The organism is Bradyrhizobium sp. CCH5-F6 (assembly GCF_001556045.1).
Lineage (GTDB): Bacteria > Pseudomonadota > Alphaproteobacteria > Rhizobiales > Xanthobacteraceae > Bradyrhizobium.
Map to the genome: position 1 here is coordinate 1 of NZ_LSIC01000180.1, position 24,129 is coordinate 24,129.

A 24,129-nucleotide genomic window follows, 5' to 3' on the forward strand; every position below is an offset into this window, starting at 1 on the left:
GTTCGTGCTGGCAAGACTGCTCGACCTGCCGCCGATTGCGGCCGGCGTCGTCGAGCTGTTCGCGGCGATGCCAACCAGCGCGAACGCCTACATCTTCGCGGCGTAGTATCAGCGGCTGGTGTCGGTGTCAGGCGCTGGGGACGCTGCTGGCGGCGGTGACGCCGGTGGTGGTGTGGATGGTGGCGGGGTGAGGCATGCGAGGCTTTGCGGGCCCCGCACGGCCTCGCCGCGCCCAATCAACAATCAGCGCAGGCCCAGGAACGAGAGCACCGCACCAATCACGACGACAAGCCCGATGATATAGATAATTCCGTTCATAGCTCAGCTCCCTCAGCGTTGTCTGTCCTGCCGCAGCTACAAACACCTGGGGTCCTGAAAAGGTTCGCCGGCGCTCCCGCCGTTTTCTTGCAAAACCGGGGAACGAAAACGAACGATGCTGCTTCCGCGTTCGAAGCCCTTACACCTATTGAGATCATTTTTGCCTTTACACGCAAAGGTGGCTAGACTGGCCTGATACGTGTTGCAGGGAGGGTAACATGGCACAACGCGAAGACATGCTCGCATTGGTCAGGAGCGCCTATGCCGCGCGGGACGGCGGTGACACCGAAGGCTTGGTGACGGCTTTCCATCCCGACGGTCTGTTCACCCTAAAGGGCGACAAGAACGCGCTCGAGCTTACCGGGAGCATGCAGGGCCACCCGACCCTGCGCGGCGGGTTCAGCCAATTGATCAAAGACTTCGGGTTCGAAGGCCGCGAGATTCTGGCGGAGTTGGTCGATGGAGATCGGGTCGCGATCCATTCCCGCGTCAACGTCAAATACCATCCAAGCGGGAAGACGTTCAGCACCGAGATCCTGGATCTGTTCAGAATTCAGGATGGCAAGATCGTCGAGCTGGTCGAATTTGCGGATACGGCGCAGGTCAAGGCGATGATTGCGTGAAGGGGCGACGGTGGGATTCCATGCACTGTCACGGTGATCCTATTCGCAGCCCAAACAGCCGCTCGTCGTGAGGATAACGCCCAACATGAGACACGCGGATGCGCGCCGCATCCACGTGTCTCGGATTGATCAGATAATTTTGCGCGAACGGTACGATGACAGACGGCACCGACACCACGGCAGTGCGCATCTCGTCGAACCATGGCCTCAACACATCACGTGTCACCCTGGGATCGCCGGCCCAATCGGGTGTTTCCCTCTCAAGATCGCTCAAGCTCACCTTTTCGACAGCCAGGTTATCAGGCACGTCAATACCAAGCAGCTGGTAGCTGGTCGGCAAATCTTCCACATCGATTTCCAGATGCACCATTACTTCGAGCAGCGCGGAAGCCGGATGGTCAGCGGCGTAGACCACGTGCCGGCCACGATCGTGCCAGCGGCCTTCGGCCTTCAGGCCGCCAATACCGGAAAGATCGTCGAAATTGGAGATCCGCCAGATCCGCACGCCGAATCCTCAAGCGAGGATGCCATGATCGATCCGATGCAACATCTCCTCGACCACGCGAGCGCCCGCTTCCGTCGCAAGATAGGCAAGCGGCGTATCCCCGCCCAGCGCCCTCTTCGGCTTCCGAAGCCAGCGGTGCGCCTTTGCGGCATCGCCGAACACGTTTGCGGCGAGGCGGTCGACCCGCGCCAGCCGCACCGCCTTGTCGGTCTCCTCGACCGTCAGCGGCTCACCATCTGACAGCCGTCGCGCCAGCGTGCGTTTCGGCACGACGATGGCGTGAATCTCATCATCACTGTAATTGGCAAGATGCTTGAGCGCAGCGGGCTCGATGCGAAACAGGCTGTTGCCGTCGATCACGACGTCGAACATTTCGGCCGAGGAGCGCGCTTCATCCTCCGCGCGTTTGCCGAGCCCGCGTGAAGGCGCATCTGTGACGGTGGAGAGCCCGGTGACCGCATCGAAATGCCCTCGAACAACAACCGCGCCGGGCTGCGGTTGATAGGTCTGGTCTTGCTCGGCGGCGGACAGCCGCTCAAGCGTCGCCGACTTGCGGGGTTTGTCCAAAGGAGATTTGCGAGTCGCTCTCAACGACTGTTTATGGTCAGGCCGCTGAGTAAGTGCCGACGCTGCAATCGTCTTGATCTGCTTGGTGGTCAGCGAGCCGGGGGCGCGAACGCCCCGCGAAGAGGTTCGAGCAACGCCTTTGCCACTACGCTCGTTCTTACCCATGTGATTATGTCTCGGCGATCCTTGTGCCAAATGCCCGCATTATTCGGCCAGTTGGCATATAAGCACATGCAGGGATGGATTCAAGTATCGACGCGCTCGAGTTCACCGCCGCAATGCTGCCGGCGGCCGCGAAGCAGCGTGGAAGGATTTGCCGGACCCGGCGACCTTAAAGCACGACTTTTCGCCGACCATCAGCCGCGTAGGATGGGTTGAGCCCTTGCGAAACCGTTCTAGCCCTCGTCTTAACGTCACATCACGACAGCCTGCCATCGTGATGTCGTGCCGGGCGGATGCTGCTTCTTGATCACGTCGCGCCCACGAAGACCGGTCGCCAAGAAGAGATGGGTTTCGCAAGGGGCTCAACCCATCCTACGAGCTTGCTCCGCCCGAGCCGGTGCAGGGGTAGTCTCCAGCCGCGCGATAAACTACCATGTTCAAGCGATTTTCAACGATAGTACCAATCTGCGCACTGTCACCGCATTGCTGAAAATGCCACCCGGCGCGAACGCCGTCGTCGAATGAATGTTCAATCAAATCCTCTGCCAAATGTCTCTTTGAGCTTGTCATTGAATCCTTTGGTATCGCCATATTTATCAATGAACTTGGCCGCCTCGGAGGTGTAGCCGCCCTGTTTCACACAGCCGTCGTACAGCGCTTGAATCTCGTCGGCTAGTTTTCGCGCGGCTTCGGCATCTTGTGCGCTGACCCAGAGCGTAGGGAGCGCCCGACGAAGCGAGGCCCGCAGGTTGTAACCGTCAATGTCGTCATATGGACGATCAAGCTGCGCCCGCCACTCATTCACCGCGAGAATGTGTTTCTGGTGGGCGTCCTTCAAGGCCTGATCGTCTGGGTGCTGCCTAATCTGATCTGCATAATCGCGTTGGCGAACGTGCACGTAGCGATCAATCGTGTGGACGAAGGACTGGTAAAGATCGAGCCCGATAAGACGGACCAGCGGCCGCGCAATCTCCTTTCGTTCCGCCTTACTGACGTGCAGAACCTCAAGCTGTTGTTCCACCTGATCGAGAAGAGCCTTCTTCTCCTCGGCGCTCGGCGCACCCATCCTGTTGCCCCACGCTAGTGTGGTGTAGCCAACGCGTGCGTTCACTTTCGCTAGATCCCTGAGTTGCTCGATGGCCTCCTTCGCAAGGTCTACATTTTTCTTGAGCCTGACATTAACCGCAAAGGCGCTGACGCTCTCAGCTTGAGGCAGATAGGCGAGAACTACGCAAAGGAAGAAGAGACCGCTCAATGCCGCCGCTGTCTTGAGGCTTTCAAGCCAGAAGAACCAGAGCGCCATTCCGAAACAGATGAACGCGCCCAGAGCGAGCAGATACGGGGGAAGCGTATCAATAAACTTCATGGAGTCACTCAATCGGTGTTCGGGTAATCGCTTGGTACCACTTCTCGCGTGGACTTGGTGGCCTTGCGGCTTCTCGGTTTCCGCTACTCACAGGCGATTTGTCTAGGCACTACACTCTGACACCGGTGTGTAAGCGATCGGACGACACGGCTACCTGCTTTCGGATACGGATCAATCGTCTGCGACGCGGATACGCGAAGCTGCTTCAAGCTGCCGAAGATGTCGTGATTTACCCCATTGGTACAGTTGGGTGGGCTCGAACCACCGACCTCCTGTTCCACAGACACCGCACGGGCTCCGCCGATGCTACGCAACTCCCGCCTTTTGTACGAAAATCATAGTCTTATCAATTAGTAAGATCGCCGCCCCCCGCCTTACGTGCGCTGCAATTTGCGCTATGGTGGTAGCTACGTGGTAGCTACAGAGGCGATCGATGGCTGTTTCGAGTATCACGATCCGCGCAGTGCAAGCACTCAAGCCAGGCGAGACAATTTGGGACGCAGACCACCGCGAGGCGGTGCGGGGCTTTGGCGTTCGCCGCCAACGCGACCGGGCGACCTACGTTCTCAAATATCGAGTGTTCGGTCGGCAGCGCTTCGTCACCATCGGTGCTCACGGCGCCCCTTGGACGCCGGAGCTCGCACGCAAGGAGGCCAAGCGGCTTCTGGGCGTGGTTGCCAATGGCAAAGACCCGGCGGACGAGAAAGCCAAGGCGCGCCTACAGGCGGCCGACACCCTCCGAACCATTGCGGATCAATATCTGCGGACCGCCAAACAAAGGCTGAAGCCCAGGACCTATTCGGAAATAGAACGCTACCTGTTGGTCAGTTGGAAACCCCTGCATTCGGTCTCGGTCTTCCAGATCACTCGCCGCCATATCTCGGCTCGTATCGCTGACTTCGCATCAGTTCATGGAGCGGTCTCAGCAGCCCGCGCCCGTACAGCCCTGTCCTCAATGTTCAACTGGGCAATACGCGAGGGCCTTGAGATCGCTGCGAACCCGGTTCTCGGCACTAACCGACCGGCGCAGCCGGGAAGCCGCGAACGGGTCCTAACGGAGACGGAGCTATCAGCCATCTGGCACGCCTGTGAAGATGACGACTACGGACGCATCGTGCGTTTGTTGCTGCTCACAGCCCAACGCCGTGATGAAGTGGGCAGTATGCAATGGGCCGAACTTGACACCAGTTCGGGGCTATGGACGCTGCCAGGCACCCGGACCAAGAACCATCGCGAGCATTTGCTGCCATTGGTTCCCGCCGCCCTGGCCCTACTCCCACCCCGCCGAGATGGTCGAGACTTCCTCTTTGGTGACGGACCCCGACGCAGCGGTGACCCGCATCGCGGGTTTTCAGGCTGGTCAAAGTCGAAGTCGGCGCTTGATGCGCGCATTGCGGAAGCCCTGGGTGAATCCCTACCCCATTGGACCGTTCATGATCTTCGCAGATCGGCGTCCACTGTGATGGCCGACCGGCTTGGCGTGCTGCCACACATCGTGGAGGCGATCCTAAACCACGTCAGCGGCCACCGGGCTGGCGTAGCTGGTGTCTATAACCGCGCGCGGTACGCGGCCGAGATGCGCGAGGCGCTCGAACGTTGGGCAGAACACGTCGCGGCCTTACCAGCCCAAAAGCCGGGGTGTGCTGGCGCCGGCTCTCATCCTGATTTCTTCCACGAGGCAGCCTGGGTCCATTCCTAGTTCAAGCTAGCCCGCGAGGGGTCGAGGCTTCTAGTCGAGAGAGGCGCTCGCCCCCCGCCCAGTTCAAATCCGGACACCTCGGCGGCGAGTACGCTGCCTTGGTCCGAGAACCGGTTTTGGTACGTTACGCAACACATGACTTACCTACCGCTAAGTGATGATTTATGAGAATCATAAATCACAAAAAATCAAGCAAAATCAATAAATTAACGAACAAATGCAACCCGGATCTATACCGGTTCTATATAAGCGATGTCGAATAGATCGTCGTTGCACCGATCGCGATCGTGATAACCCCTACAGACCCCTGAAGACCGCGATTGGCCCAGGTCAGCCAACGCGCTGACGCCACGAGCGGCACCGCGATCACGGCTGACAACGCACCCATGCCCAGCATCGAACCTAATCCGAACAACAAAACGTAGAGAACGCCATACACTGGATCCGCGACCTGTGTAACTGCGAGCACTAGAAGCGCAGCCGACCCCGCCATTCCGTGCATCAGGCCCACGAGCAAGGATTTCCACCGAAAGCCGTGATAGTGCGCATGACTACTGCGCCGATGGGCAATGTTGTCCCCAGCATGGCCGTGGAGATGGAGGTGCTCGGAGCCGTCGTCGTGCCGATGCTGATGGAAGTGCACTCGGTCGCGCCACAATCGCCATAGCACGTGCGAGCCAAGCCCAACCAGCATGATGCCGACCGCCGTTTCCAACGGCCGCGAAAGATGTTCGGGAATCGCCTGGCCGAATAGGATCGCCGCACCGGCAAACACGAAAAGCGTGACCGTATGACCGAGCCCCCAAGTCAGGCCGTGCCTGACGATATCGCCGACGTTAGTCCGTCGCGCAGCAATGCTGGATACCGCCGCTATATGATCGGCTTCAAGAGCGTGCTGCATTCCGAGCAGAAAGCCCAACCCCACGATCCCAAACATGCTTTCCCCGGTTTCATTTACCGTCACCAAATCTCAAGCAAAAGCAGATTCGCGGGCTTTGGCGGCTTCATTTCGGAGCCAGGCATACCAGCCGGCCAGCCCCTCGCCGCTCCGCGCCGAGACCTGCAGGACGCCGATATTCGGATTGACCTCGCGCGCATTTGCAACGGCCCGCGCGACGTCGAAATCGACGTGCGGCAGCAAATCGGTCTTGTTGAGGATCATGATTTCCGCGGCGCGAAACATGTGCGGATATTTCAGCGGCTTGTCTTCCCCCTCAGTCACCGAGAGGATGACCACTTTGGCGCGCTCGCCGAGATCGAACATCGCCGGACAGACGAGGTTGCCGACATTCTCGATCATGACGACGGAGCCGGCAGCCGGCTTTAGTTCTGCAAGACCGCGCGCCACCATGTCGGCTTCGAGGTGGCATCCCGTGCCGGTGTTGACCTGTACCGCGGGCGCACCCGCCGCTCGGATACGCTCGCCGTCATTGGCCGTCGCCTGGTCACCCTCGACCACATAGAGTTTCAGTTCGCCCTTCAGGTCGCGAATGGTGCGCTCCAGCAGCGTGGTCTTGCCGGAGCCCGGCGAGCTGACGAGGTTGAGCGCCAGAATGTCTCGCCCAGCGAACCAGGCCCGGTTTTTGGCCGCCAGGGCATCGTTCTTGGCCAGGATGCGCGTTTCCAGCTCGATCACGGCGTCCGTCGTGCGCGGCCCGTGATCGTGGCCATGGCTGTGATCATGATGCCCGTCATCGTGGGCATGGCTGTGCCTGGTACCGTCGGCATGGACATGGTCATGTTCGTGGGTATGACCATGCTGGTGATCATGGCCGTGATCGTGCTCGTGGCAGTGATCGGTACCGTCGGCATGGACATGGTCATGCGAATGATGGTGCGCGGGATCGTGGCCGTGGTCGTGCGCACCGTCATCATGACCATGTCCGTGGCGATGGCGCGTTCCATCGGCGTGAACGTGCTCATGCTCGTGCGAATGGCCGTGATGATGGTCATGGCCGTGGTCATGACCGTGATTGTGACGGGTGCCGTCGGCGTGGACGTGATCATGGTCGTGGGAATGGCCGCCCATCGTCGTTTCCTTTCCGGTCTGGAGATTGAGAATGGTGGCGCCGGTTTTGTCTCCGCACCCGCAATGTCCGCACATCAGGCGACCTCCGTTTCGAGTTCCATGTTCTTGATGTTCAATTCCTCTCCCTGCAGCCGCTTGAACTGCCGCGAACCGCAGCCGCATGGCGTAAACAGGGTGTCGGCGACGAACTCGGTGCCGCATGCGTCGCAGCGAGCGCGCCCGACGATCGGCCTGATCTCCAGAGTCGCACCGTCGAGCGCCGTCCCCCGCGCGACCGTGTCGAAGCAGAAGGCGATGGCGTCCGGCATCACGCCGGACAGGTTTCCGACCTCGAGCGTGACGCGGCGGACCCTGCGCCCTTTTGCGGCATCGCCGACGATTGCGACAATATTCCTGACAATGCCGAGCTCATGCATAACAACGCCCTCAACAGATCCGGGGCAGCTGTTCGCCGACCAGCATGTCGACGATCCGCCGCCCGCCAAACACCGTGCGCATGGTCACGCGCCCGGCCTCGCCCTGATTGACGCGCCCGATGATGCCGGCGCCCCCGCCCAGCGGATGGGAACGCATTGCGCCAAGCGCCGCCTCGGCTTGCTCGGGCGGCACGATCACGACGATCTTACCTTCATTCGCCAGATAAAGCGGATCGAGCCCAAGGATCTCACAAAACGCCTTGACCTCCTCGCGGATCGGCGTGGCCCCCTCGTCGATCTCGATCGCGATCTGCGATGCATCTGCAATCTCGTTGAGTACTGTCGCAAGACCGCCGCGAGTGGCGTCGCGGATGAACCGCACCCCGGGCGCCGCCGCCAGCAGCGTTTCGATCAGCCCGTGAAGACAAGCGCAGTCGCTTTCAATCAGGGTGTCGAGCGCCATATCGCCCCGCGCGCACAGGATCGCCGCGCCGTGATCACCGAGCAGGCCATTGACAAGTACCAGGTCGCCAGGTCGCGCGGCGTCGACACCGAGCGTGCTTCCGTTGCGGATCACGCCAATGCCGGTCGTGGTAATGAACAACTTGTCGCAAGCGCCCCGCTGCACCACCTTGGTGTCGCCGGTGACAATCCGGACTCCTGCATCTCCAGCGGTTTTCGCCATCGAGCGGGCAATCCGCCGCAGCATATCGACGCTCATGCCCTCTTCGACAATCACGGCACAGGACAGATAGAGCGGGATCGCGCCGCCGACCGCAAGGTCGTTGACGGTACCGCATACCGCGAGTTCACCGATGTCACCTCCGGGGAAGAACAGCGGATCGACCACAAAGGAATCCGTAGTGAACGCCAGCCGGTCGCCATGGCGTGCCAGTTCGGCCAGATCGAAGCGCGCCTGGTCTTCCAGCGGCGCCAACACATGATTATCGAACGCGGCAACGAACACGTCGTCGATCAGGTCTTTCATCGCTTTGCCGCCGCCGCCATGAGCAAGCGTCACGGTGCCGACACTGACCTTGCCGAGCCGCCTTGTACGGATAAAGGGCGCGACGTTCATACCGCCTCCTTGTAGCGCTTGACGCCGCCATATTGATAATAGGCCGCGCATGCGCCCTCTGACGACACCATGAGTGCGCCCAGTGGAGTTTCCGGTGTGCAGGCCGACCCGAAAACCTTGCATTGCCATGGCTTGATCACGCCTTTGAGAACTTCGCCGCACTGGCACGATTTCGGATCGGCGATTTTCAGGTTCGGAATTGCGAACTTCTGCTCGGCATCGAAATGCAAGTATTCATCACGCAGCCTGACGCCGGAATGGTCGATCGAACCGAGCCCGCGCCACTCAAAGAACTCACGTAGTTCGTAGACGCGCGATACGGCCTGCAGTGCGGGCGCATTGCCACCGTCTGGGACAATGCGCGCATACTGGTTCTCGATGTCAGCGCGCCCCTCCTTGATTTGCTTCAGCACCATCCAAATCGACTGCAGAATATCGAGCGGCTCGAAACCGGCGACCACCATCGGCTTTCTGTAAAAGTTCGCGATGAACTCGTAAGGCGCGGTGCCAATCACCATCGAGACATGCCCCGGACCCAGGAAGCCATCGAGCTGCAGCCCTGGGCTATCGAGGATCGCCTTGATGGTCGGCACAATCGTGATGTGATTGCAGAACACAGAAAAATTACGGATACCTTCGGCTTCCGCCTGGAGGATAGTGAGTGCCGTCGACGGCATCGTGGTTTCAAAGCCGAGTCCGAAGAACACCACCTCGCGATCTGGGTTCTTGCGCGCCAGCGCCAGCGCATCCATCGGCGAATACACCATCCGCACGTCCGCACCTTCAGCCTTGGCCTGCAACAGGCTCTTCTTTGAGCCGGGCACACGCATTGCGTCGCCGAAGGTCGTGAATATCACGTTCGGATTCTCGGCGATCGACACGCAGTCGTCGACCCGTCCCATCGGCAGCACGCAGACCGGACAGCCCGGTCCGTGGATCAGTTCGATTTCCTTCGGCAGCATGCCTTCGAGGCCGTAGCGGAATATTGAATGGGTGTGGCCGCCACAGACCTCCATGATGTATAGCGGGCGCTCCGCCGGAATCGTCATGGTCGCGACCAGCGCCTCGATCTCCTTGATCAGGACGCGCGCCTTGTCGCCGTCGCGAAATTCGTCGAGATATTTCATGCCGCAGCTCCCTTGGTCGTTGCCGATCCACGGTCATCGGCTAGCAGCGTGTGAACGAGATCCCACAGGATGTGATAGGCGGCGACGTGACATTCCTGGGTACGGTGGATCGACGAAGTCGGCACCACCAGACAGAAATCCACCACGCCCGACGACTTCATTTTACCGCCGTCGCCACCGGCCAGGCCGATGGTGACAATGTTCATTTCCCTGGCCTTGGTGAACGCCGACATCAGATTCGCCGAATTGCCGCTGGTGGAGATACCGATCAAGGCGTCCCCCGCCCTGCCTTGCGCCAACAACTGGCGCACGAACACATGGTCGAAGCCGAGATCGTTACCGACGGCGGAAATCATCGCGAGATCCGCCACCAGATTGGTAGCGGCCAGCGCCGGACGCCCCGCGGTGATCGGATGGACGAACTCCACCGCGACGTGGGACGCATCGCAGCTCGAACCGCCATTACCCATTGAGAACAGCCGGCCGCCGCGGCGATAGACCTCAGCGAGCGATTTGGCCGCGGCGACAAGGACCGCGGCGTTTTCGCCGAAAAAGCGCGTATTGGTCTCGCGGGAATCTCGGGCCTTCTCCTCGACGGAATGCAGCAGTGCGGCGTCGAGCCGCGCCGGGGCCTGCGGTTGGCCGTGCAGGAACGGATAGAGCGCCTTGAGGTCACCATCGTTGGACATGACACGAACCTCCCTATTCGGCCGCCGATAACCGCATCGCTTCGATCTCGGCCTGGGCTTCGCCGAGTTCGGTGAGAATTTGCAGTGTCAGCGCGGCCTCTTCCTCGTTGATCCGGCTCATGGCAAATCCGACATGCACCAGCACCCAGTCGCCGACGCAAGACTCCACCAAGTGCTCGTCATTGACGATGCAGGCGATGTTGATCAGCCGCTTGACGCCGCCGACATCGACGGTCGCAAGCTTCCTGGTAACGTCGTTGATCTCTACGATCCGTCCGGGAATGCCAAGACACATGACGCGTTTCCTTCCGACTGGTTTCTTATCTGTTGGCTATTGGAATCGATGAGATGCGCGGCGGCGATCGCCGCCTGACCGAGTGCCAGGCCGCCGTCATTGGCGGGCACCAGCGCGTGCGACAGCACCGTGTAATGATCGCTTTCGAGTCGGTGGCCGACCTCCTCGAACAGGATTCGGTTCTGGAAGCAGCCGCCGGACAACGCCACAGTGTCGAACCGCCGCGGGCCGGTTTCGTCCTCGCCGCTGGCCAACTTCTTCGTCATGGCGACGATCGATTTTGCCAACCCCTTGTGAAACCGCGCCGCCATGACAGGGGCCGGCGTCTTCAGGATGAGATCGCCGAGCACCGCGTGCCACATCGCCAGCGGCTCGATATAGGGTAGTCCGGAACCCCTGAGATTGGGGATGCTGAGGGGGTAGCCGAGCGTATCGTCCTCGTGCCGCAGCGTGTCCTCGTCGACGATGGCTTCCAGCCGCGCCGCCGCTTCGCCTTCATAACCCTGCCGTTCCCGGCAGACATCCAGCGCGGCCGCAACCGCATCGAACAGCCGCCCGCATGAGGTGGCTTGCGGCGCGTTGACGCGGTTCCTGATCATGGCGTCGAGCGTGGCGCGCGGCTTTCGTTCGAAATAGCCGTGCAGTTCCAGCTCCTCGAAATTCATCGCAAACGCCGGCCAGGCCATTTCAGCCATCAGATGGGCGTAGAGATTGCGCCACGGTTCGCGTGCCGCTTGCGCGCCGCCCGGCATCGCAACCGGCTTGAAGGTGCCGAGCCGCTGATAACGGCGATAGTCGGCAAGCAGGAACTCGCCGCCCCACAGCGAATCGTCGCCGCCCCATCCCAAGCCGTCGAGCACGATACCGAGAACCGGGGGGCCGTCCAGTGGATGACCGTTCTCGGCGAGACACGAGGCAACGTGGGCGTGATGGTGCTGGACCTCCAGCAAGGGGATCGTATCGGCGGCGGCGCGCGCGCGCGCCAGTTTCGACGACAGATATTCCGGGTGCAGATCAGCGACCAGCGCGACCGGATTGTGATCGAACAGCTTTTGATACAGCGCGAGGTTCTTGCGGTAATCGTCGAAGGTCCTGAGCTCCTCGAGGTCGCCCTGATGCTGCGACAGGATCGCCGCACCATCCTTGACGAGGCAAAACGTCGATTTCAATTCGCCGCCCATCGCCAGAAGTTCCGGCGCGGTCTCGAATCCCCCAGGCAACCGGATGGAGCCGGGCGCATAACCCCGGGCGCGTCGCATCACGCGCGGGCGTCCCATCACGACACGCGCCACGGAATCATCGATCCGGTTGGCGATCTCGCGGTTGTGCATCAGCGCATAGGTCGCGATGCCGCCGAGCCTCTCGCCCGCCTCTGAATCGTCGATCACCTGTGGTTCGTCGGACAGATTGCCACTCGTCATCACCACCGGCCGGCTCATCCGCCGCAGCATGATCTGATGCATCGGCGTGGTCGGTAGCATGAAGCCCAGCGTCCTAAGACCCGGCGCGATCGCATCCGGCAGCTTCTCGCCGCCATCGGCGCGCAGCAGCACGATCGGCGCAGACGGACCGGTCAGCAACGCCACCTCCTCTGGGCAGACGCTGCAATAACGCCCGATCACATCCAGGTCGCGCGCCATCAGTGCGAACGGCTTGGCGTCGCGCTTCTTCAGATGCCGTAGCCGGGCAACCACTTCGGCCTTGCTGGCATCGCACGCCAGCTGATAGCCACCGATTCCCTTGATGGCGACAATCTCGCCGTTCTTCATAAGTCCGCAGGCGGCATCGACATCGTCCATCATCGAAAACTGATCGAAGCTGAACGGAAGACGATCGAAGCGGATCAGCTTCGCTTTGGGACCGCAGACGTGACAGGCAATGGCTTCGGCGTGAAAGCGACGGTCGGCCGGATCGTCGTATTCCGCGCGGCATATCGGGCACATCGCGAACGGCGCCATCTCGGTATTGGCGCGATCATAGGGAATGCCCGTAACGATGCTCAGCCGCGGCCCGCAATGGGTGCAATTAGTGAAGGGATAACGGTATCGCCGCTCGAACGGACTGGCGATTTCCTCCGCGCAGGCCCCGCAGATCGCGGCATCCGGCGCAACCTGCGTATGCGCAGCGCCACCAAGGCTATCGACAATCGCAAACTCGGCCGGCAGATCGCCGAAATAGGGGTGCGACGCCATGGCATCAATGCGGGCGAGCGGTGGCGGCTCGCGCTCAATGCGACTGGTCAACTCGGATATGGCGGCTACGTTGCCGAAGACACGGATCAGAACACCGTTGGAATCGTTGAGCACCTCGCCAGCCAGGCCGAGCTCACGCGCGTAGCGCCAGACCGTCGGCCGGAAGCCGACCCCTTGCACGCGACCGCGCACCCGGATTTCGACCGAGACCCGCTCGTCCAGTTCGACGATGTTGCTGCGACGGCTCACGACGCGGCCTCCCAGAGCAGAACTCGGTTATTGCCGGCATCGGCAATCGCAAGCAGCTTGCCAGACGCCGCGGCGCTGTAGGGCCAGCACACGCTATCGCGGCTGGCGGCACGCCAACGGTTGTCGCCTTTGTCGGAAAACAGCGGCTGCCCGGCAAGCGCGATCGCGGGCGAATCCATTCCAAGGCCGTCGAGCTCGAAGCCGAGCAGCCGGGAATTGGCGGTGTCTGCCACGACGAGCATACCGCCTTGAACGGTCAGCCCGTAGGGCATGTTGAGCGCACTCGAGTTCGGATAATAGGAGGCGCGGTTATGATCGAGCCCGATGAAATCGGTCTGCCCGAGCACGAAGTCGCAAGCGCGGCCGGTCGATTGCGGAAAATTCCGCCACGCCATGATGCGGTTGTTCCCGGCGTCGGACACGAACAACATGCCGCGCGCCACTGCGATGCCATGAGGCCATCGCATTCCCAATGCGCCACCGGCCTGCCCCGCATTGTCGTCTCGGGTGACGAAATCGCGCTGGCCGAGAACCACATCGGCCGGCGTGCCGTTCGCGTGCGGAATCGTATTCCAGATCAGCACACGGCGATTGCCGGTGTCGGCGACAACGAGCTTGCCGTCGGCGACGGCGACGCCATAGCTCCAGTTCAAAGTGTCCGCGGTGGGCAGGCTTGCTCCGCGGTTGGCGATCCCGCCGGTGAAATCAGCCTGACCGAGTACGACGTCGGCAGGTTGGTTGGACGTCTCGGGATAGCTGTGCCAGATCAGCACGCGGTGATTCCAGGCATCGGCCACCGCGAGAATGCCGTCGCAAGCCGCGACACCGGTCGGCATGTTGAGCGTAGCGGCGCCAACCTCGCCCTTGGCGTTGCGGCCTTCGCGCGAAAAATCCGGCTGGCCGATCACGATGTCGGCCCCCACCTGATCGTCCAATGGAGGCTTGCGCCAGATCATCAGCCGGTGATGCCCGGTGTCGCAAACAAACAGCGGGCCACGCTCGCTTGCAAGGCAGGCGCCGCGCGGGCCGAACAACGTATCCGCGCCGGGTACGATCGATCGGGCCAGCCCGTTCGCGAGCGCCTCGCCGCCAAGCACCACGCGCGCGCCTGCGGCAGACAGCAGCGGCAGCGCCACATGGTTGTCGCCGGCCCGGGGTAGAGCCTTTTGCAACCGTCTGGCGGCAAACGAGACCTGCATGGCTATTTCGACATCCTGACTTCGACGCGCTGGCCGACGACGCGCACGGCATGCGACTGCAACTGAACTTCCGGCGCAGTGAGGCATTCCCCGCTGGAGAGATCGTACCTGAAGCCGTGATGCGGGCAGGTGATAATGCCATTCTCGATATCGCCGTCATGGATCGGGAAACCAAGATGCGCGCAAGCGTTCTGGAAACAGGTAACGGTGGCGCCATTACGCGACAGCAGAACCTTTTCGCCGCCCAGCTCCATTGAGCGGATCGACCCTTCGGGTATTTCTGACAGCAAGCCAGCAGCGAGCCAATTACCTTTTGCACCGAGCGCGAACGGACTAACGAAGCGGACGCCGCTATCTTCTGAGCCGGCGAGACCCTTGACCTGCACGATGTTGGTAATCTCGGGACATGCCTCCTGAACCGCCTTTTTCACGCCGGCGTGGAAAGTCAGTGCTGAAGCCGGACAGCCATCGCAGGCCCCAATAAACCGAACTTCGACGGCGGGCGGCTTCACCTTGACGAGTTCGACGTTTCCACCGTGCGAAGCCAACATGGGGCGAATGCTTTCAAGTGCAACTTCAACGCGCTCATTCAAGCTCGGCTTGACGATGTCGTGCCGCCGCAGGACGGCATAGACCACTTCGTCTGCAATAGCGCTCTTCATGGCGGCGAATGCCGCAGGATCCGTTTTCAAGGACCGGACCAGACGACGCAAGGCCTCGGCATTAAGGGCCTCAATCGAGAGCTTGTAGGCTCCAACGGCGGCCCGGTGTGTCTCCTCCCATGTCGCGAATAAGGCCTCCAGCCGCTCAATATCACCGACGAAGCCGGCAAGATCGTCACGCGTGGTCGATACCATATCCTGATCGTGAGCGTTCATTTTGTTCTCACTTGCACGATCCGCATGCCTCATCGATAGCGGAGATTCCGAAACAAATACGGCTGCAATCCGCCTCCTAGCAGCGCGGCCACGAGCGCCGCTATCCACAGCGGCGCGCCCACCTTCGCGATTGCGATCAGTAACAATGCCGTAACGGCAATACCGATCAGAATCTTCTGAAAGGCCTTGCCTGGTTCCGCGAATAACTTGCCGCGAAAAAACAAAACGATTGAATTTTGAGCCATAGCGAACATGAGATTTTCCTCAACCAGTGACCGTAAGGACGAAGAGTCCGATGACGACGCCGGCGACGCCGGCGAGCGGACCGTAAAATCCTCCCAACATTGCGGCGAGTTCATTTCCCAGTACCTTGCCGCCGACGGCAATGCCACCGACGGCTCCGCCCACAATCGACGCAACCGCGCCGAACACAAAGGAAATGGCCAGCATTTCGGGGGAATAGGGTAGATTCATCGCTCAACAAACTCCTCTTTACTTGGTTCGGGATCGCATGGATTGGCGGCCATCATGGCCGTTGGTCGGTGGTAAAGCTAACATCTCGCGCTCGATCTGGTTGAATGCTTCCGCAACGAGACGCGCCTTTTCAGGTTCGCTGTGCGCCACGAATATCTCGCGCGCTTCGGCGTAATAGGCGCGCGCCTGCGCGAGATTGATCCGATTTCCGCTCTCCGGATCCGCGGGATCATCGGGCAAATTCCATAAGCAATTTGCCTTATTCGAGATGGTGTTCGCGTATTCCAGCGGGGTCGTCTGCCGTGTACGTACTTTCAAGGCTTCGTCGTAGGCCTCGATCGCGCGAATGTTGTTCTCAAGAGTGTGACTCGATGAAACGTATTGCAGCGCATTGCCGAGATTGTTCTGCAACATCGCGTATTCGGTCGGGTTGTCGATCAGCGTGACAACCTTGAGACCTTCCTCGAAAGCCTGCACCGCAAGCGCTTCGCGCATCTTTCCACGCTCGTCGGTCATCGGTATTGAAAGAAATGCAGTCGCAAGATTATTCTGCAGGATCACGAATTCATGCGGATACTTGGCCCGGGTGAAAGTTCGAAGGGCACGCTGGTAGGCCGAAATCGCGTCGGTGATACGCGCCCGCCCAACGCCAGCCAGATTTTGCAGCGCAAGGCCAAGGTTCATTTCGGCCTCAGCTAGTTCTTCCGGTTTTCCAAAATCGATCAACGTCGGGATGGCTTGCTCGAACGTCGCGCGCGCTTGCTCAAGCGACGCCGTTCCCTCTTCGGGAATGGCCTGCAGCGCAGTGCCTTTGCGCGCCAGGATTCGCGCCGCCAGAAGCTGCATCTCTTCCGGACAGATTGAAAGCGCCTTGTCATAGAGCGTAACCGAGGCGCGCAATTGATCGGGTGATTTGGGTTGCTGCTGCAGACCCATCGCGATTTCCATGAGCATTTCAGCGCGCTCGGAAGGACTCGCGTCCGCATCCTCTGCAGCCGCGAGTGCTGCACGCACTTCATCTCCGACAAGACTTGTATTCACTCGTTTCCCCCAATCGCGCCTTTTCGGCTGCATGTTTTTATTTCGCGATCCATGCTAACCGGAACGAGTCGCAAATGTCTAGTTGTTTTTCTAATTGCAAACTTACTTTACATGTCGAATGTGTCAGCCGCGACCAGCGCGCCCTGTTCTGCCGACCAGACGACGGACAGTTGCAGCGCGATATCTTCGTTGACGCGATGTTCACGGAAGAAATCGGGGGCATGAACAACGCGATCACCAAGCTTGTTGCGGAGTTTGAGAAGATAGCCGCCCGCGGCCGCGTGCCGGACGGGCAAGACGCAAAGGTCGCGTTCGCGGCGGATTAAAATGACGGCCTCTAGCGCCGTGAAATAGCGATCGTAAATCTCGCAACTCAGGTAGAGCGCCCCGCGCCTGAGTGTGACGGTCGCAGCCGCCGTCACGACGTTGCCCGCCGCTCGAACAGGCGCGCTTGGATCAGTCCGCTGATGCGGTCAGCGACTTTCGCGACTGCGGCTGAGACGGCTGGCGACAAACCCATCCCTAGATCCACCGTCGCCGCCTCGATCAGCAGCACCATTACGTCAGAAGGAAAGTCTTCACGAAAGATCTTTTTACCCGCGAACAGCGCGTGATCCCAACGGAAGTCATGCAGGTTGAGAGACGCTTTGTAACTTTGCTCGAGTTCGTTGCCCGGCACCTCGAAGACTGCGCCCGGCTCCGAACCGGAGCGGCAAGCATCGACAACGATCAATGTGCGGCAACCACGGGCCGCAAACATTGTCGCCATTCCGTCGGTACCTGCAGCAAGCAGCCGAACATTTTGCGCGTCGCGGCAGACGCCGCGAGCTTCCAGCATCCGCAGAACCTCGATGCCCGCTCCATCGTCGAGGCGATTTGGGTTTCCGCACCCGACAACCACAATCATGAGGAGCCTCCCGGATTCGAAGCATTACCATTCTGCAGCCGGATTGCACTCACCAATCGATGTCGCATTGCATCATCCGGGATCGGTCTGAGACATCCGATACCCGATAGAGGGCACTTCGAGCCAGCCGTCCTCGCCGGCATCCTCTTCGGCCACCTGGCGGGATACACGGTCTAGAAGGCGTTAGCCATGCCGCGGGAGCCGTAGGACTTCGTGAGCAGGCCTCAGATACGCCAGAGCCTGCATGACCACTTAGGTTCAACCGGTATATCGAGTTCAGGCAACTCGCAATATTGCCGGTGAACCTTGTAATACATGCAGGTTTCGCACAACTGCTCGATCTCCGCGTGCTCAATCGGTGCGAGTGTAAACCCTCCGATTGCGAGCTTTGCCTTCAGATCAAGGCCTGCTGCCTTGAGCCGGAACACGATTGACTGAACTTCCTCATGTGTGTCGGCACGAGGAAACACTTCGGTCTTGAAGCCGCCCTCAAGGAGACATCTAATCTCATCGCGAAGCTCTTCGTCGCTCATAGACCCCATCTTCCCGGGTCACCGTCCGTCGAACTGGAACGTCAGATTCGCCACAATCGGCACCACCATTCCGGTTCGACCGGAACTGCAAGTTCAGGCAGGTCGCACCATTTTCGATGCACGAGGTAGTACATGCACTCCAGGCAACGCTGTCTTTCCGGTCCGTATGGATGATTCACAAAGCCACCGACAACGAGCTTGCCCTTAAGATCCTTCGGATCAAGCTGGCGAAGCTGGAGAAGAATGTCGGCGAACTCTTTATCGGTCTCGGGAAAAGGCTCGACTTGCGTCTCAAGCCCTTTCTCAAGCATGTCGGCGATCGTCTTGAGCAAAACCCCGTTATCGGACGCCATATGCGACCGCCTTTCGCGATGAATATTTCAGTTCAAGGCCTTGGAGTCGCAAGCCCACCTTCCCCACGATGGGCCAACGACTTTAGATTGACAATGACTGCTTAGGCCGTCCGAAAGCGAGCCAATTCCTCACCCGTCTTTGCATCGTGGGCATGGACGGTGCAAACGAGACAGGAATCATAGGAACGACAGACGTGACCGACCTCAACGGGATCGTGCGGGTCCTTGATGGGGGCTCCGATCAGGGCTTGCTCCATCGGCCCGCGAATACCGTCCGACGACCTCGGTCCGACGTTCCACGTTGTCGGGGCAATAATCTGGTAATTCTTGATCTTGCCCTCCTTAACTTCAATCCAATGACACAGCGCGCCGCGGATCGCCTCAGTCGCGCCCCAGCCGCGGCCGTCCCTCTCGGTCGGCTTGATGTACCAAGGATCGTTCAACTTGAATTCGCGCAACGCGTGTTCAGCCTGGCGATACAACTTTACGCCCTCATGCATGCGCGCAAAGTGACGCAGCATCACGCTGGCGCCGCCGAGCTTCTTGTACATATCGAGAACCAGCGGATCGTAGTGCTGCCAAGATTCGCCGTGCTTGCCGCCCGCGATCAACTGACGCGATAGTGGTCCGGCCTCAAGGCGGCCGCTTTCATCATGGCGCACGGCAGTCGACCAAGAATACTGACCGTCCATGTTCACGGTGTTTTTCTGTGTCGGCACGGTCTTGCGGTCAAACGGATGCAAGCCGCCCGGCTCGTCGTACCAGGAATGCATCGTGTCTTCGCGCGTAAACTTCTGGTCCATCAACTTGAACTGATCAGTCTTGCCGTCGTAAACGCCACTTTTCATAATCAACGCCGCATTGCGGCCTTCGATCGTCGGCTTTTGGTATTTGTCCTCGTGCGGCAAGTAACCCCACGAAACGAAACGACCATGGCCTTTGCCGAACTTGTCCATTCCGCAATCGAGGCTCATGCGCCAGAACATGCCAAGATCCGAATTCGCATGCTCCGGCTTCTCGTCCAGCCAAGCCATGAAGTCGTCGAGGGTTTTGATTTCCTCGTAACGCTCCAACGAACAACCCAGCCAGATCTTCTCCATCCAATCACGGCGGAAATATTCGAGAATCGACCATGCACGGGTGACGTCGGTCAAAGTCGGGGCGCACATCACACCGCCAGGCACCATGTAGCTCGAATGCGGCCATTGCCCCCCCAACAGCGCGTAGATCTCAACCGGCTTGCCGGAGATGGTGACGCCGATTTCGTAATTGCTGCCCGTGTACGGCGACCATCGCTTCACGGCCTCCTCATAATACTTGGACTTCGCATAATTTTTGTGGGTGTAGTCGATCATGAAGAGGCCGTAGTGATGGCGCGGCAAGCTCTGGAGACTTTCGACGAGCTGTCCGAGATTGCGCGCCAGGATCGCATTACGGGGCACTTCGGTTTGCCACGCGGTATCGAGGGCCCACGCAGCGCATGTCAGATGCGAGGCACCGCAGATGCCGCAAGCGCGCGGCGTGACGACGAGGCCGGCTTGCGGATCCTTGTCCCGTAAAATGACCTCGAAGCCGCGAAACAACTCGGCCTGGGTCCAGGCGTCAACGACGACGCCGTCCTGAATGTTAACACGAACGTCAAGGTCCCCTTCTACTCGACCGACGGGTGAGATATCGAGGGTTTGGACTGCTGATGGCATGATAATTTATCCTATTTGGCATGAAGGCGCGAAGATGCATTCGTAATTGGTCTGGCGAGTATTTCCGTCAAACGACGAACATGTCTTCTTCGGCCCAGGCCGGAGATGCAGCTTTTGCGGCCGCGGTGAGCTTGATGTAACCTGCCTTATCGACCCCCGACGGCATGTCCTTCGGAACGCCCATGACGGTCTGAGTCTTGAAGACGGTACCTGGCATAAGATCGAAGAACGGGAATTCTGGCTCCGTACATCCCATGCACGGCATGCCCGCACGCGTTTTCGACGACTGCCGATTCCACAAGATGCGGTTGCAGGGCGAGTGCGTCATAGGACCTCGGCATCCGAGATCATAGAACAAGCAACCTTTGCGCTGCCCATATTCAGTCGCCGAAACCTTGTAGGCGAAGTGCATGTTGCGGGTGCAACCCGTCTGCGTGAAACTAGTGAAGAAGGTTTTCGGCCGCTGGAATTCGTCGAGCGACAGATCGCCGCCACGCCCCGTAGCCACCGCGACCACGATTTGCGTGATCCAGTCGGGGTGTGCGGGACATCCAGGTACGTTGATGACGGGCAAGCCAGCCTTGGACTTGTACCCTGCCCCCAGGAAACCGCCATGCTTGCGCTTCAAGAACTGCAAGCCCTCGCTATCCGACGGATTGGGCGCCGTTGCTGGAATACCGCCCCATGTCGCGCAGTCCCCGATGGCCACGGTATAGCTCGCCACTTTTGCGAGGTCCGCGACCCAATCCTTCATCGGACGGCCTGCAAATCGATTCCATTCACCGGTGCCATTTGGTGCGTTGACGACAGTGCCCTCAAACACAAAGATATCGAGCGCGAGTTCGCCGGAAGTCAGCGAGTTCAACAACTTCTTCAGATTGTCTCCCAGCTCCATGCCAAGTGACGGATGCCAGAGCACATTGATGCCAAAGTCCGTCACAAGATCGCAGGCGCTCGGCTCCTCCGCATTGAGAAACGACATCGTATTTCCGGAGCACGCTCCGCCCTGGAGCCAAAGAAGATTAGCCATCAGTTTCCTCCAACATTGTTTTGTCGCCAACCAGAAGGGCGTCGCATACTGATTAGCAAATCGCGTGCCGGTTTGGTCGAGAGCTAAATGACTACGGTATCTCAGCAGCTTAACCGTCACGGGGTACTTTTGGCACCGCACACCATGGCTGAACGTGAATGCAAACGAAGTTAGCGGTGCAAAGTTGGTATTCAGAAATACGCGCGAAAGCGGCCGCATCAAAGCCCGTATTTGGCTGCGGCACGTACTAAGATATTTTTTATCAAGGCTTGATAGAAGCAAGGCATTCCATGACCGCGGGGCACTCAACAAATGATCGAAGATATTAAGCGAGTGGCGCAACTGCACACATTGAACGCAGAGACCTGGCATTGCCTCCAGCAAGCATGGCCTGCCATCGAACCCCACGCAGAACGCATACTGGTAGAATTTTTGACACACTGCGTCGACGAACCAGCGTTCGCACGGATCGGCTCTGATCAAAAGACCGCTTTGGTTGCCGAACAGCTTGCGCACTGGCAGCTCGTTTTTACCGCCAACCTTCGTGACGAGTATCTTGAAAGCACACGCAGGATGACGTTGGCGGTCATGGAGGCCGGGCTCTCGTCCCACTGGCCCATGACCGTCGCAAATTTTTGCCAACAAGGATTTGCTGCGATCCTTGCAGGCAAGCACCGGTTCGCGCATGCTCGACGGGATCGAGCCATACATGCGCTGATAAAGACGATCATCTTCGACGTGGATATTGCTATGTCCGACTACCTCGCATGTCAGCGGGAGCTCGAACAGCAACGGAAGCTCGAAATCGAGGCAGCTATCACGGACTTCGAAGACCGCGTTGCACCGGCGACGGGTGCTTTTTTGGAGGCATCGACTATGCTCAAAAACATTGCTGAAGTTCTCGACGATGAAGCAGGGATTACCATTGAGAAGGCGAGCTATGCCAACGAGGTGTCTGGATTAATCGTCAAACGGATCGAGAAGGGCGCAGAAGTCATCAAGGAGGTACTGACTTCAATGTCCGGAATCGCTCGACAAGGCGTCAGCACCCAGGACGTGGCAGCCGAAGCAGTCGAACGCAACCGGAGCACGTCGCAAACGATAGCTAATGCCGTTGGACAAATCGGATCAATCGTCGGGACGATCTCCAAGATCGCTGCGCAAACAAACTTGCTTGCCTTGAACGCCCGAATCGAAGCCAGTCGAGCTGGCGCTTTGGGCAATGGTTTCGCGGTCATTGCGACGGAGGTGAAGGCTCTAGCGGTTCAGACATCGACCGCGACCACAGAGATCGCAGCGCAAATCAACGCCGTGGAGCAAGCAACCTCACTTTCAGTCGAAGACGGAGAATTGACGTGCCGAACAATCGGCGAGATCGCAGCCGTCGGGCACGCCATAAACGCAGCGGTCGAGGAGCAAGGGGACGCTACGCGCAGAATTAACCGGAACATCTCCGACGCCGCTAGGTTCGCACAGGCGGTTACTGAATCGATTGGATCGATGGAGGCGATGAACAGCCACGCCAAAAAGAGCGCCGGCGACCTATCTGGGTTGGCGAAATCGCTCGTTTCGCATGTTGGTACGCTCCAAGCCGACATGTTGTCGTTGCGTCATCGCGTTTTAGGATAGATCGAAATGCGGTGCCGGCCGACAAACATTTCGTCGACCGGAAGGTGCAATAGTAGAAGGTATTGCTTCACCCGTTGAAGTAAACGAGGAACCTTGGAGGCGGAAAGTAAGCCTCCGGTTCTAGAAGCGATAGCTCACACCCGTCCCGACGATCCAGGGGTTAATTCTTACCTTGCCGACAATATTGCCGTTGGCAAAACTGACACTCGGCTGCATGTCGACATATTTGACGTCAACATTGAAGCCCCAGTGCTTGTCAAGCATGTAGTCAAACCCGACATTTCCAACGATGCCTGCGGAATCGCTGATGTGAACATTCAGCAGAGCGGGCTGCCTCAGGCTTTGGTCCAAAAACCAAGTGTAGTTCGCGCCAACGCCAATATAAGGCCTGAATGCGCCGAAGTTGGTAAAGTGGTACTGCAGGGTTGCGACCGGAGGCAACAGAACCGAGTGTGCCAGTTGTCCCAACGGAGCAATCGTACCCGACCCAGTCACGGTGTGCGGCGAGAAGGCTGCAACGACCTCAAGAGCAATGTTTTTCGTAAAGAAGTAGGTCACATCGACCTCCGGCACGACCGAAGTGCTCACGTCAACGGAAGCCCCAGCGATCGGCGCGCCGGCCGCGCTCAAAGTCGCCGACGCGTCAGGGACAACGGCGATGGCGCGAACGCGAAGCATCCACGGACTCTCCTCATAGAGCACGGGAGCGGGGGCCTTGACCGGATACGTAAGGTCGGCTGCAGAAGCCTCGGCAGGCAAGCCGGCAACAGCGTTGAGTACCATTGCGACTGCAAGATAGAATCTTTTCATGACGTCCCCATCCAATATCTGTTTCCTCGACGCAAGCCGAATTGGCTGCGCTGCCAAACGTCTTCTTTTTCTTTTGATCGAGCGTTGCAACTAGCGTGCCTAATCTAGAAAAGGAAAAAAATTCATTTGCTCGAGTGGCTTAGAACAATTTACGATTTTTGGTGCCGAGTACAGGAGCGCTAGATCGAGCAAACCTACCTTGTAGCAGCAAACTACGTTGTCAGCTGACGTCCTTCTGCGGTTGGAAGATTCACCACCAC

General features: G+C 59.3%; 26 protein-coding genes. 3 read left to right on the top strand and 23 right to left on the bottom strand.

Going from position 1 to position 24,129, the window contains the following annotated elements:
* The first annotated feature begins 536 nt into the window (after positions 1-536).
* Positions 537-941, top strand: coding sequence for a nuclear transport factor 2 family protein (locus AX729_RS30805; protein ID WP_061027952.1), 405 nt, complete (start codon positions 537-539; stop codon positions 939-941).
* A 28-nt stretch (positions 942-969) separates the two neighbouring features.
* On the opposite strand, the gene AX729_RS30810 is transcribed toward AX729_RS30805, so the two are convergent.
* From AX729_RS30810 to AX729_RS30820, 3 genes are all read right to left on the bottom strand, one after another.
* Positions 970-1,446, bottom strand: coding sequence for an RES family NAD+ phosphorylase (locus tag AX729_RS30810; RefSeq protein WP_061027953.1), 477 nt, complete (start codon positions 1,444-1,446; stop codon positions 970-972).
* Between the two features lie 9 nt (positions 1,447-1,455).
* On the bottom strand, positions 1,456-2,178 hold the full coding sequence (locus AX729_RS39105) for an Xre family toxin-antitoxin system antitoxin (protein WP_082770579.1): 723 nt from the start codon (positions 2,176-2,178) through the stop codon (positions 1,456-1,458).
* A 526-nt stretch (positions 2,179-2,704) separates the two neighbouring features.
* The gene (locus tag AX729_RS30820; protein WP_061027955.1) at positions 2,705-3,541 is read right to left on the bottom strand and encodes a hypothetical protein; all 837 of its coding nucleotides are present in this window, start codon (positions 3,539-3,541) and stop codon (positions 2,705-2,707) included.
* A 433-nt stretch (positions 3,542-3,974) separates the two neighbouring features.
* Between AX729_RS30820 and AX729_RS30825 the strand changes: the two genes are divergently transcribed.
* The gene (locus tag AX729_RS30825; protein WP_245325474.1) at positions 3,975-5,240 is read left to right on the top strand and encodes a tyrosine-type recombinase/integrase; all 1,266 of its coding nucleotides are present in this window, start codon (positions 3,975-3,977) and stop codon (positions 5,238-5,240) included.
* A gap of 241 nt (positions 5,241-5,481) precedes the next feature.
* Here the strand turns inward: AX729_RS30825 and AX729_RS30830 are convergent, their stop codons facing one another.
* The 19 genes from AX729_RS30830 to AX729_RS30920 all read right to left on the bottom strand — a co-directional run bounded on the left by AX729_RS30830 (position 5,482) and on the right by AX729_RS30920 (position 21,430).
* A complete protein-coding gene (locus AX729_RS30830) occupies positions 5,482-6,177 on the bottom strand; it encodes a HoxN/HupN/NixA family nickel/cobalt transporter (RefSeq protein ID WP_061027956.1) in 696 nt (231 codons plus the stop codon).
* A gap of 33 nt (positions 6,178-6,210) precedes the next feature.
* The gene (gene hypB / locus AX729_RS30835; RefSeq protein ID WP_082770580.1) at positions 6,211-7,344 is read right to left on the bottom strand and encodes a hydrogenase nickel incorporation protein HypB; all 1,134 of its coding nucleotides are present in this window, start codon (positions 7,342-7,344) and stop codon (positions 6,211-6,213) included.
* Positions 7,344-7,685 (bottom strand): hydrogenase maturation nickel metallochaperone HypA/HybF, encoded by a 342-nt coding sequence (locus AX729_RS30840; protein WP_061027957.1) that lies wholly within the window; start codon positions 7,683-7,685, stop codon positions 7,344-7,346. Before AX729_RS30840 ends, hypB begins: the two co-directional genes overlap by 1 nt.
* 10 nt (positions 7,686-7,695) lie before the next feature.
* Positions 7,696-8,763, bottom strand: a complete 1,068-nt coding sequence (hypE, locus tag AX729_RS30845) for a hydrogenase expression/formation protein HypE (RefSeq protein ID WP_061027958.1) — start codon at positions 8,761-8,763, stop codon at positions 7,696-7,698.
* The gene (hypD, locus tag AX729_RS30850; RefSeq protein ID WP_061027959.1) at positions 8,760-9,890 is read right to left on the bottom strand and encodes a hydrogenase formation protein HypD; all 1,131 of its coding nucleotides are present in this window, start codon (positions 9,888-9,890) and stop codon (positions 8,760-8,762) included. The genes hypE and hypD overlap by 4 nt, the downstream gene beginning before the upstream one ends.
* The gene (locus tag AX729_RS30855) at positions 9,887-10,579 is read right to left on the bottom strand and encodes a D-sedoheptulose-7-phosphate isomerase (RefSeq protein ID WP_061027960.1); all 693 of its coding nucleotides are present in this window, start codon (positions 10,577-10,579) and stop codon (positions 9,887-9,889) included. The genes hypD and AX729_RS30855 overlap by 4 nt, the downstream gene beginning before the upstream one ends.
* A 13-nt stretch (positions 10,580-10,592) precedes the next feature.
* The gene (locus AX729_RS30860; protein WP_061027961.1) at positions 10,593-10,874 is read right to left on the bottom strand and encodes a HypC/HybG/HupF family hydrogenase formation chaperone; all 282 of its coding nucleotides are present in this window, start codon (positions 10,872-10,874) and stop codon (positions 10,593-10,595) included.
* Entirely contained in the window at positions 10,844-13,315 is a 2,472-nt protein-coding gene (gene hypF / locus AX729_RS30865) for a carbamoyltransferase HypF (protein ID WP_063817314.1), read from the bottom strand. Before hypF ends, AX729_RS30860 begins: the two co-directional genes overlap by 31 nt.
* Positions 13,312-14,514, bottom strand: coding sequence for an NHL repeat-containing protein (locus tag AX729_RS30870; RefSeq protein WP_061027962.1), 1,203 nt, complete (start codon positions 14,512-14,514; stop codon positions 13,312-13,314). Before AX729_RS30870 ends, hypF begins: the two co-directional genes overlap by 4 nt.
* A 2-nt stretch (positions 14,515-14,516) precedes the next feature.
* A complete protein-coding gene (locus AX729_RS30875) occupies positions 14,517-15,392 on the bottom strand; it encodes a NifU family protein (RefSeq protein ID WP_061028004.1) in 876 nt (291 codons plus the stop codon).
* A 29-nt stretch (positions 15,393-15,421) separates the two neighbouring features.
* The gene (locus tag AX729_RS30880) at positions 15,422-15,646 is read right to left on the bottom strand and encodes a hypothetical protein (protein ID WP_061027963.1); all 225 of its coding nucleotides are present in this window, start codon (positions 15,644-15,646) and stop codon (positions 15,422-15,424) included.
* A 10-nt stretch (positions 15,647-15,656) separates the two neighbouring features.
* Entirely contained in the window at positions 15,657-15,866 is a 210-nt protein-coding gene (locus AX729_RS30885; RefSeq protein WP_061027964.1) for a hypothetical protein, read from the bottom strand.
* An 18-nt stretch (positions 15,867-15,884) separates the two neighbouring features.
* Positions 15,885-16,880, bottom strand: coding sequence for a tetratricopeptide repeat protein (locus tag AX729_RS30890; RefSeq protein WP_245325475.1), 996 nt, complete (start codon positions 16,878-16,880; stop codon positions 15,885-15,887).
* 134 nt (positions 16,881-17,014) lie between these two features.
* A complete protein-coding gene (locus tag AX729_RS30895; protein WP_061027966.1) occupies positions 17,015-17,329 on the bottom strand; it encodes a hypothetical protein in 315 nt (104 codons plus the stop codon).
* Positions 17,326-17,814, bottom strand: coding sequence for a hydrogenase maturation protease (locus AX729_RS30900; RefSeq protein WP_061027967.1), 489 nt, complete (start codon positions 17,812-17,814; stop codon positions 17,326-17,328). Before AX729_RS30900 ends, AX729_RS30895 begins: the two co-directional genes overlap by 4 nt.
* 224 nt (positions 17,815-18,038) lie before the next feature.
* The gene (locus tag AX729_RS30905) at positions 18,039-18,347 is read right to left on the bottom strand and encodes a hypothetical protein (RefSeq protein WP_061028005.1); all 309 of its coding nucleotides are present in this window, start codon (positions 18,345-18,347) and stop codon (positions 18,039-18,041) included.
* Between the two features lie 41 nt (positions 18,348-18,388).
* Positions 18,389-18,700: a hypothetical protein gene (locus tag AX729_RS30910; protein ID WP_061027968.1), complete on the bottom strand. Its 312-nt coding sequence runs from the start codon at positions 18,698-18,700 to the stop codon at positions 18,389-18,391.
* Positions 18,701-18,801: 101 nt separating this feature from the next.
* The gene (locus AX729_RS30915; RefSeq protein WP_061027969.1) at positions 18,802-20,400 is read right to left on the bottom strand and encodes a nickel-dependent hydrogenase large subunit; all 1,599 of its coding nucleotides are present in this window, start codon (positions 20,398-20,400) and stop codon (positions 18,802-18,804) included.
* Positions 20,401-20,467: 67 nt separating this feature from the next.
* A complete protein-coding gene (locus AX729_RS30920) occupies positions 20,468-21,430 on the bottom strand; it encodes an NADH-quinone oxidoreductase subunit B family protein (RefSeq protein ID WP_061027970.1) in 963 nt (320 codons plus the stop codon).
* Positions 21,431-21,742: 312 nt separating this feature from the next.
* Here AX729_RS30920 and AX729_RS30925 point away from each other — a divergent pair, with 312 nt between their 5' ends.
* On the top strand, positions 21,743-23,059 hold the full coding sequence (locus AX729_RS30925) for a globin-coupled sensor protein (RefSeq protein WP_061027971.1): 1,317 nt from the start codon (positions 21,743-21,745) through the stop codon (positions 23,057-23,059).
* Positions 23,060-23,179: 120 nt separating this feature from the next.
* Here AX729_RS30925 and AX729_RS30930 read toward each other — a convergent pair whose 3' ends face one another.
* The gene (locus tag AX729_RS30930; RefSeq protein ID WP_063817316.1) at positions 23,180-23,869 is read right to left on the bottom strand and encodes an OmpW/AlkL family protein; all 690 of its coding nucleotides are present in this window, start codon (positions 23,867-23,869) and stop codon (positions 23,180-23,182) included.
* Between the last annotated feature and the right edge of the window lie 260 nt (positions 23,870-24,129).

Coding starts and splice junctions, on each gene's coding strand:
- AX729_RS30880 (WP_061027963.1), bottom strand. CDS start 15,646: ATGTTCGCTATGGCTCAAAATTCAATCGTTTTGTTTTTTCGCGGCAAG.
- AX729_RS30925 (WP_061027971.1), top strand. CDS start 21,743: ATGATCGAAGATATTAAGCGAGTGGCGCAACTGCACACATTGAACGCA.
- AX729_RS30885 (WP_061027964.1), bottom strand. CDS start 15,866: ATGAATCTACCCTATTCCCCCGAAATGCTGGCCATTTCCTTTGTGTTC.
- hypE (WP_061027958.1), bottom strand. CDS start 8,763: ATGAACGTCGCGCCCTTTATCCGTACAAGGCGGCTCGGCAAGGTCAGT.
- AX729_RS30915 (WP_061027969.1), bottom strand. CDS start 20,400: ATGCCATCAGCAGTCCAAACCCTCGATATCTCACCCGTCGGTCGAGTA.
- AX729_RS30820 (WP_061027955.1), bottom strand. CDS start 3,541: ATGAAGTTTATTGATACGCTTCCCCCGTATCTGCTCGCTCTGGGCGCG.
- AX729_RS30805 (WP_061027952.1), top strand. CDS start 537: ATGGCACAACGCGAAGACATGCTCGCATTGGTCAGGAGCGCCTATGCC.
- AX729_RS39105 (WP_082770579.1), bottom strand. CDS start 2,178: ATGGGTAAGAACGAGCGTAGTGGCAAAGGCGTTGCTCGAACCTCTTCG.
- AX729_RS30900 (WP_061027967.1), bottom strand. CDS start 17,814: ATGATTGTGGTTGTCGGGTGCGGAAACCCAAATCGCCTCGACGATGGA.
- hypD (WP_061027959.1), bottom strand. CDS start 9,890: ATGAAATATCTCGACGAATTTCGCGACGGCGACAAGGCGCGCGTCCTG.
- AX729_RS30860 (WP_061027961.1), bottom strand. CDS start 10,874: ATGTGTCTTGGCATTCCCGGACGGATCGTAGAGATCAACGACGTTACC.
- AX729_RS30855 (WP_061027960.1), bottom strand. CDS start 10,579: ATGTCCAACGATGGTGACCTCAAGGCGCTCTATCCGTTCCTGCACGGC.
- hypB (WP_082770580.1), bottom strand. CDS start 7,344: ATGTGCGGACATTGCGGGTGCGGAGACAAAACCGGCGCCACCATTCTC.
- AX729_RS30830 (WP_061027956.1), bottom strand. CDS start 6,177: ATGTTTGGGATCGTGGGGTTGGGCTTTCTGCTCGGAATGCAGCACGCT.
- AX729_RS30910 (WP_061027968.1), bottom strand. CDS start 18,700: ATGGCGTCCGATAACGGGGTTTTGCTCAAGACGATCGCCGACATGCTT.
- AX729_RS30825 (WP_245325474.1), top strand. CDS start 3,975: ATGGCTGTTTCGAGTATCACGATCCGCGCAGTGCAAGCACTCAAGCCA.
- AX729_RS30930 (WP_063817316.1), bottom strand. CDS start 23,869: ATGAAAAGATTCTATCTTGCAGTCGCAATGGTACTCAACGCTGTTGCC.
- AX729_RS30840 (WP_061027957.1), bottom strand. CDS start 7,685: ATGCATGAGCTCGGCATTGTCAGGAATATTGTCGCAATCGTCGGCGAT.
- AX729_RS30870 (WP_061027962.1), bottom strand. CDS start 14,514: ATGCAGGTCTCGTTTGCCGCCAGACGGTTGCAAAAGGCTCTACCCCGG.
- AX729_RS30905 (WP_061028005.1), bottom strand. CDS start 18,347: ATGAGCGACGAAGAGCTTCGCGATGAGATTAGATGTCTCCTTGAGGGC.
- AX729_RS30875 (WP_061028004.1), bottom strand. CDS start 15,392: ATGAACGCTCACGATCAGGATATGGTATCGACCACGCGTGACGATCTT.
- AX729_RS30920 (WP_061027970.1), bottom strand. CDS start 21,430: ATGGCTAATCTTCTTTGGCTCCAGGGCGGAGCGTGCTCCGGAAATACG.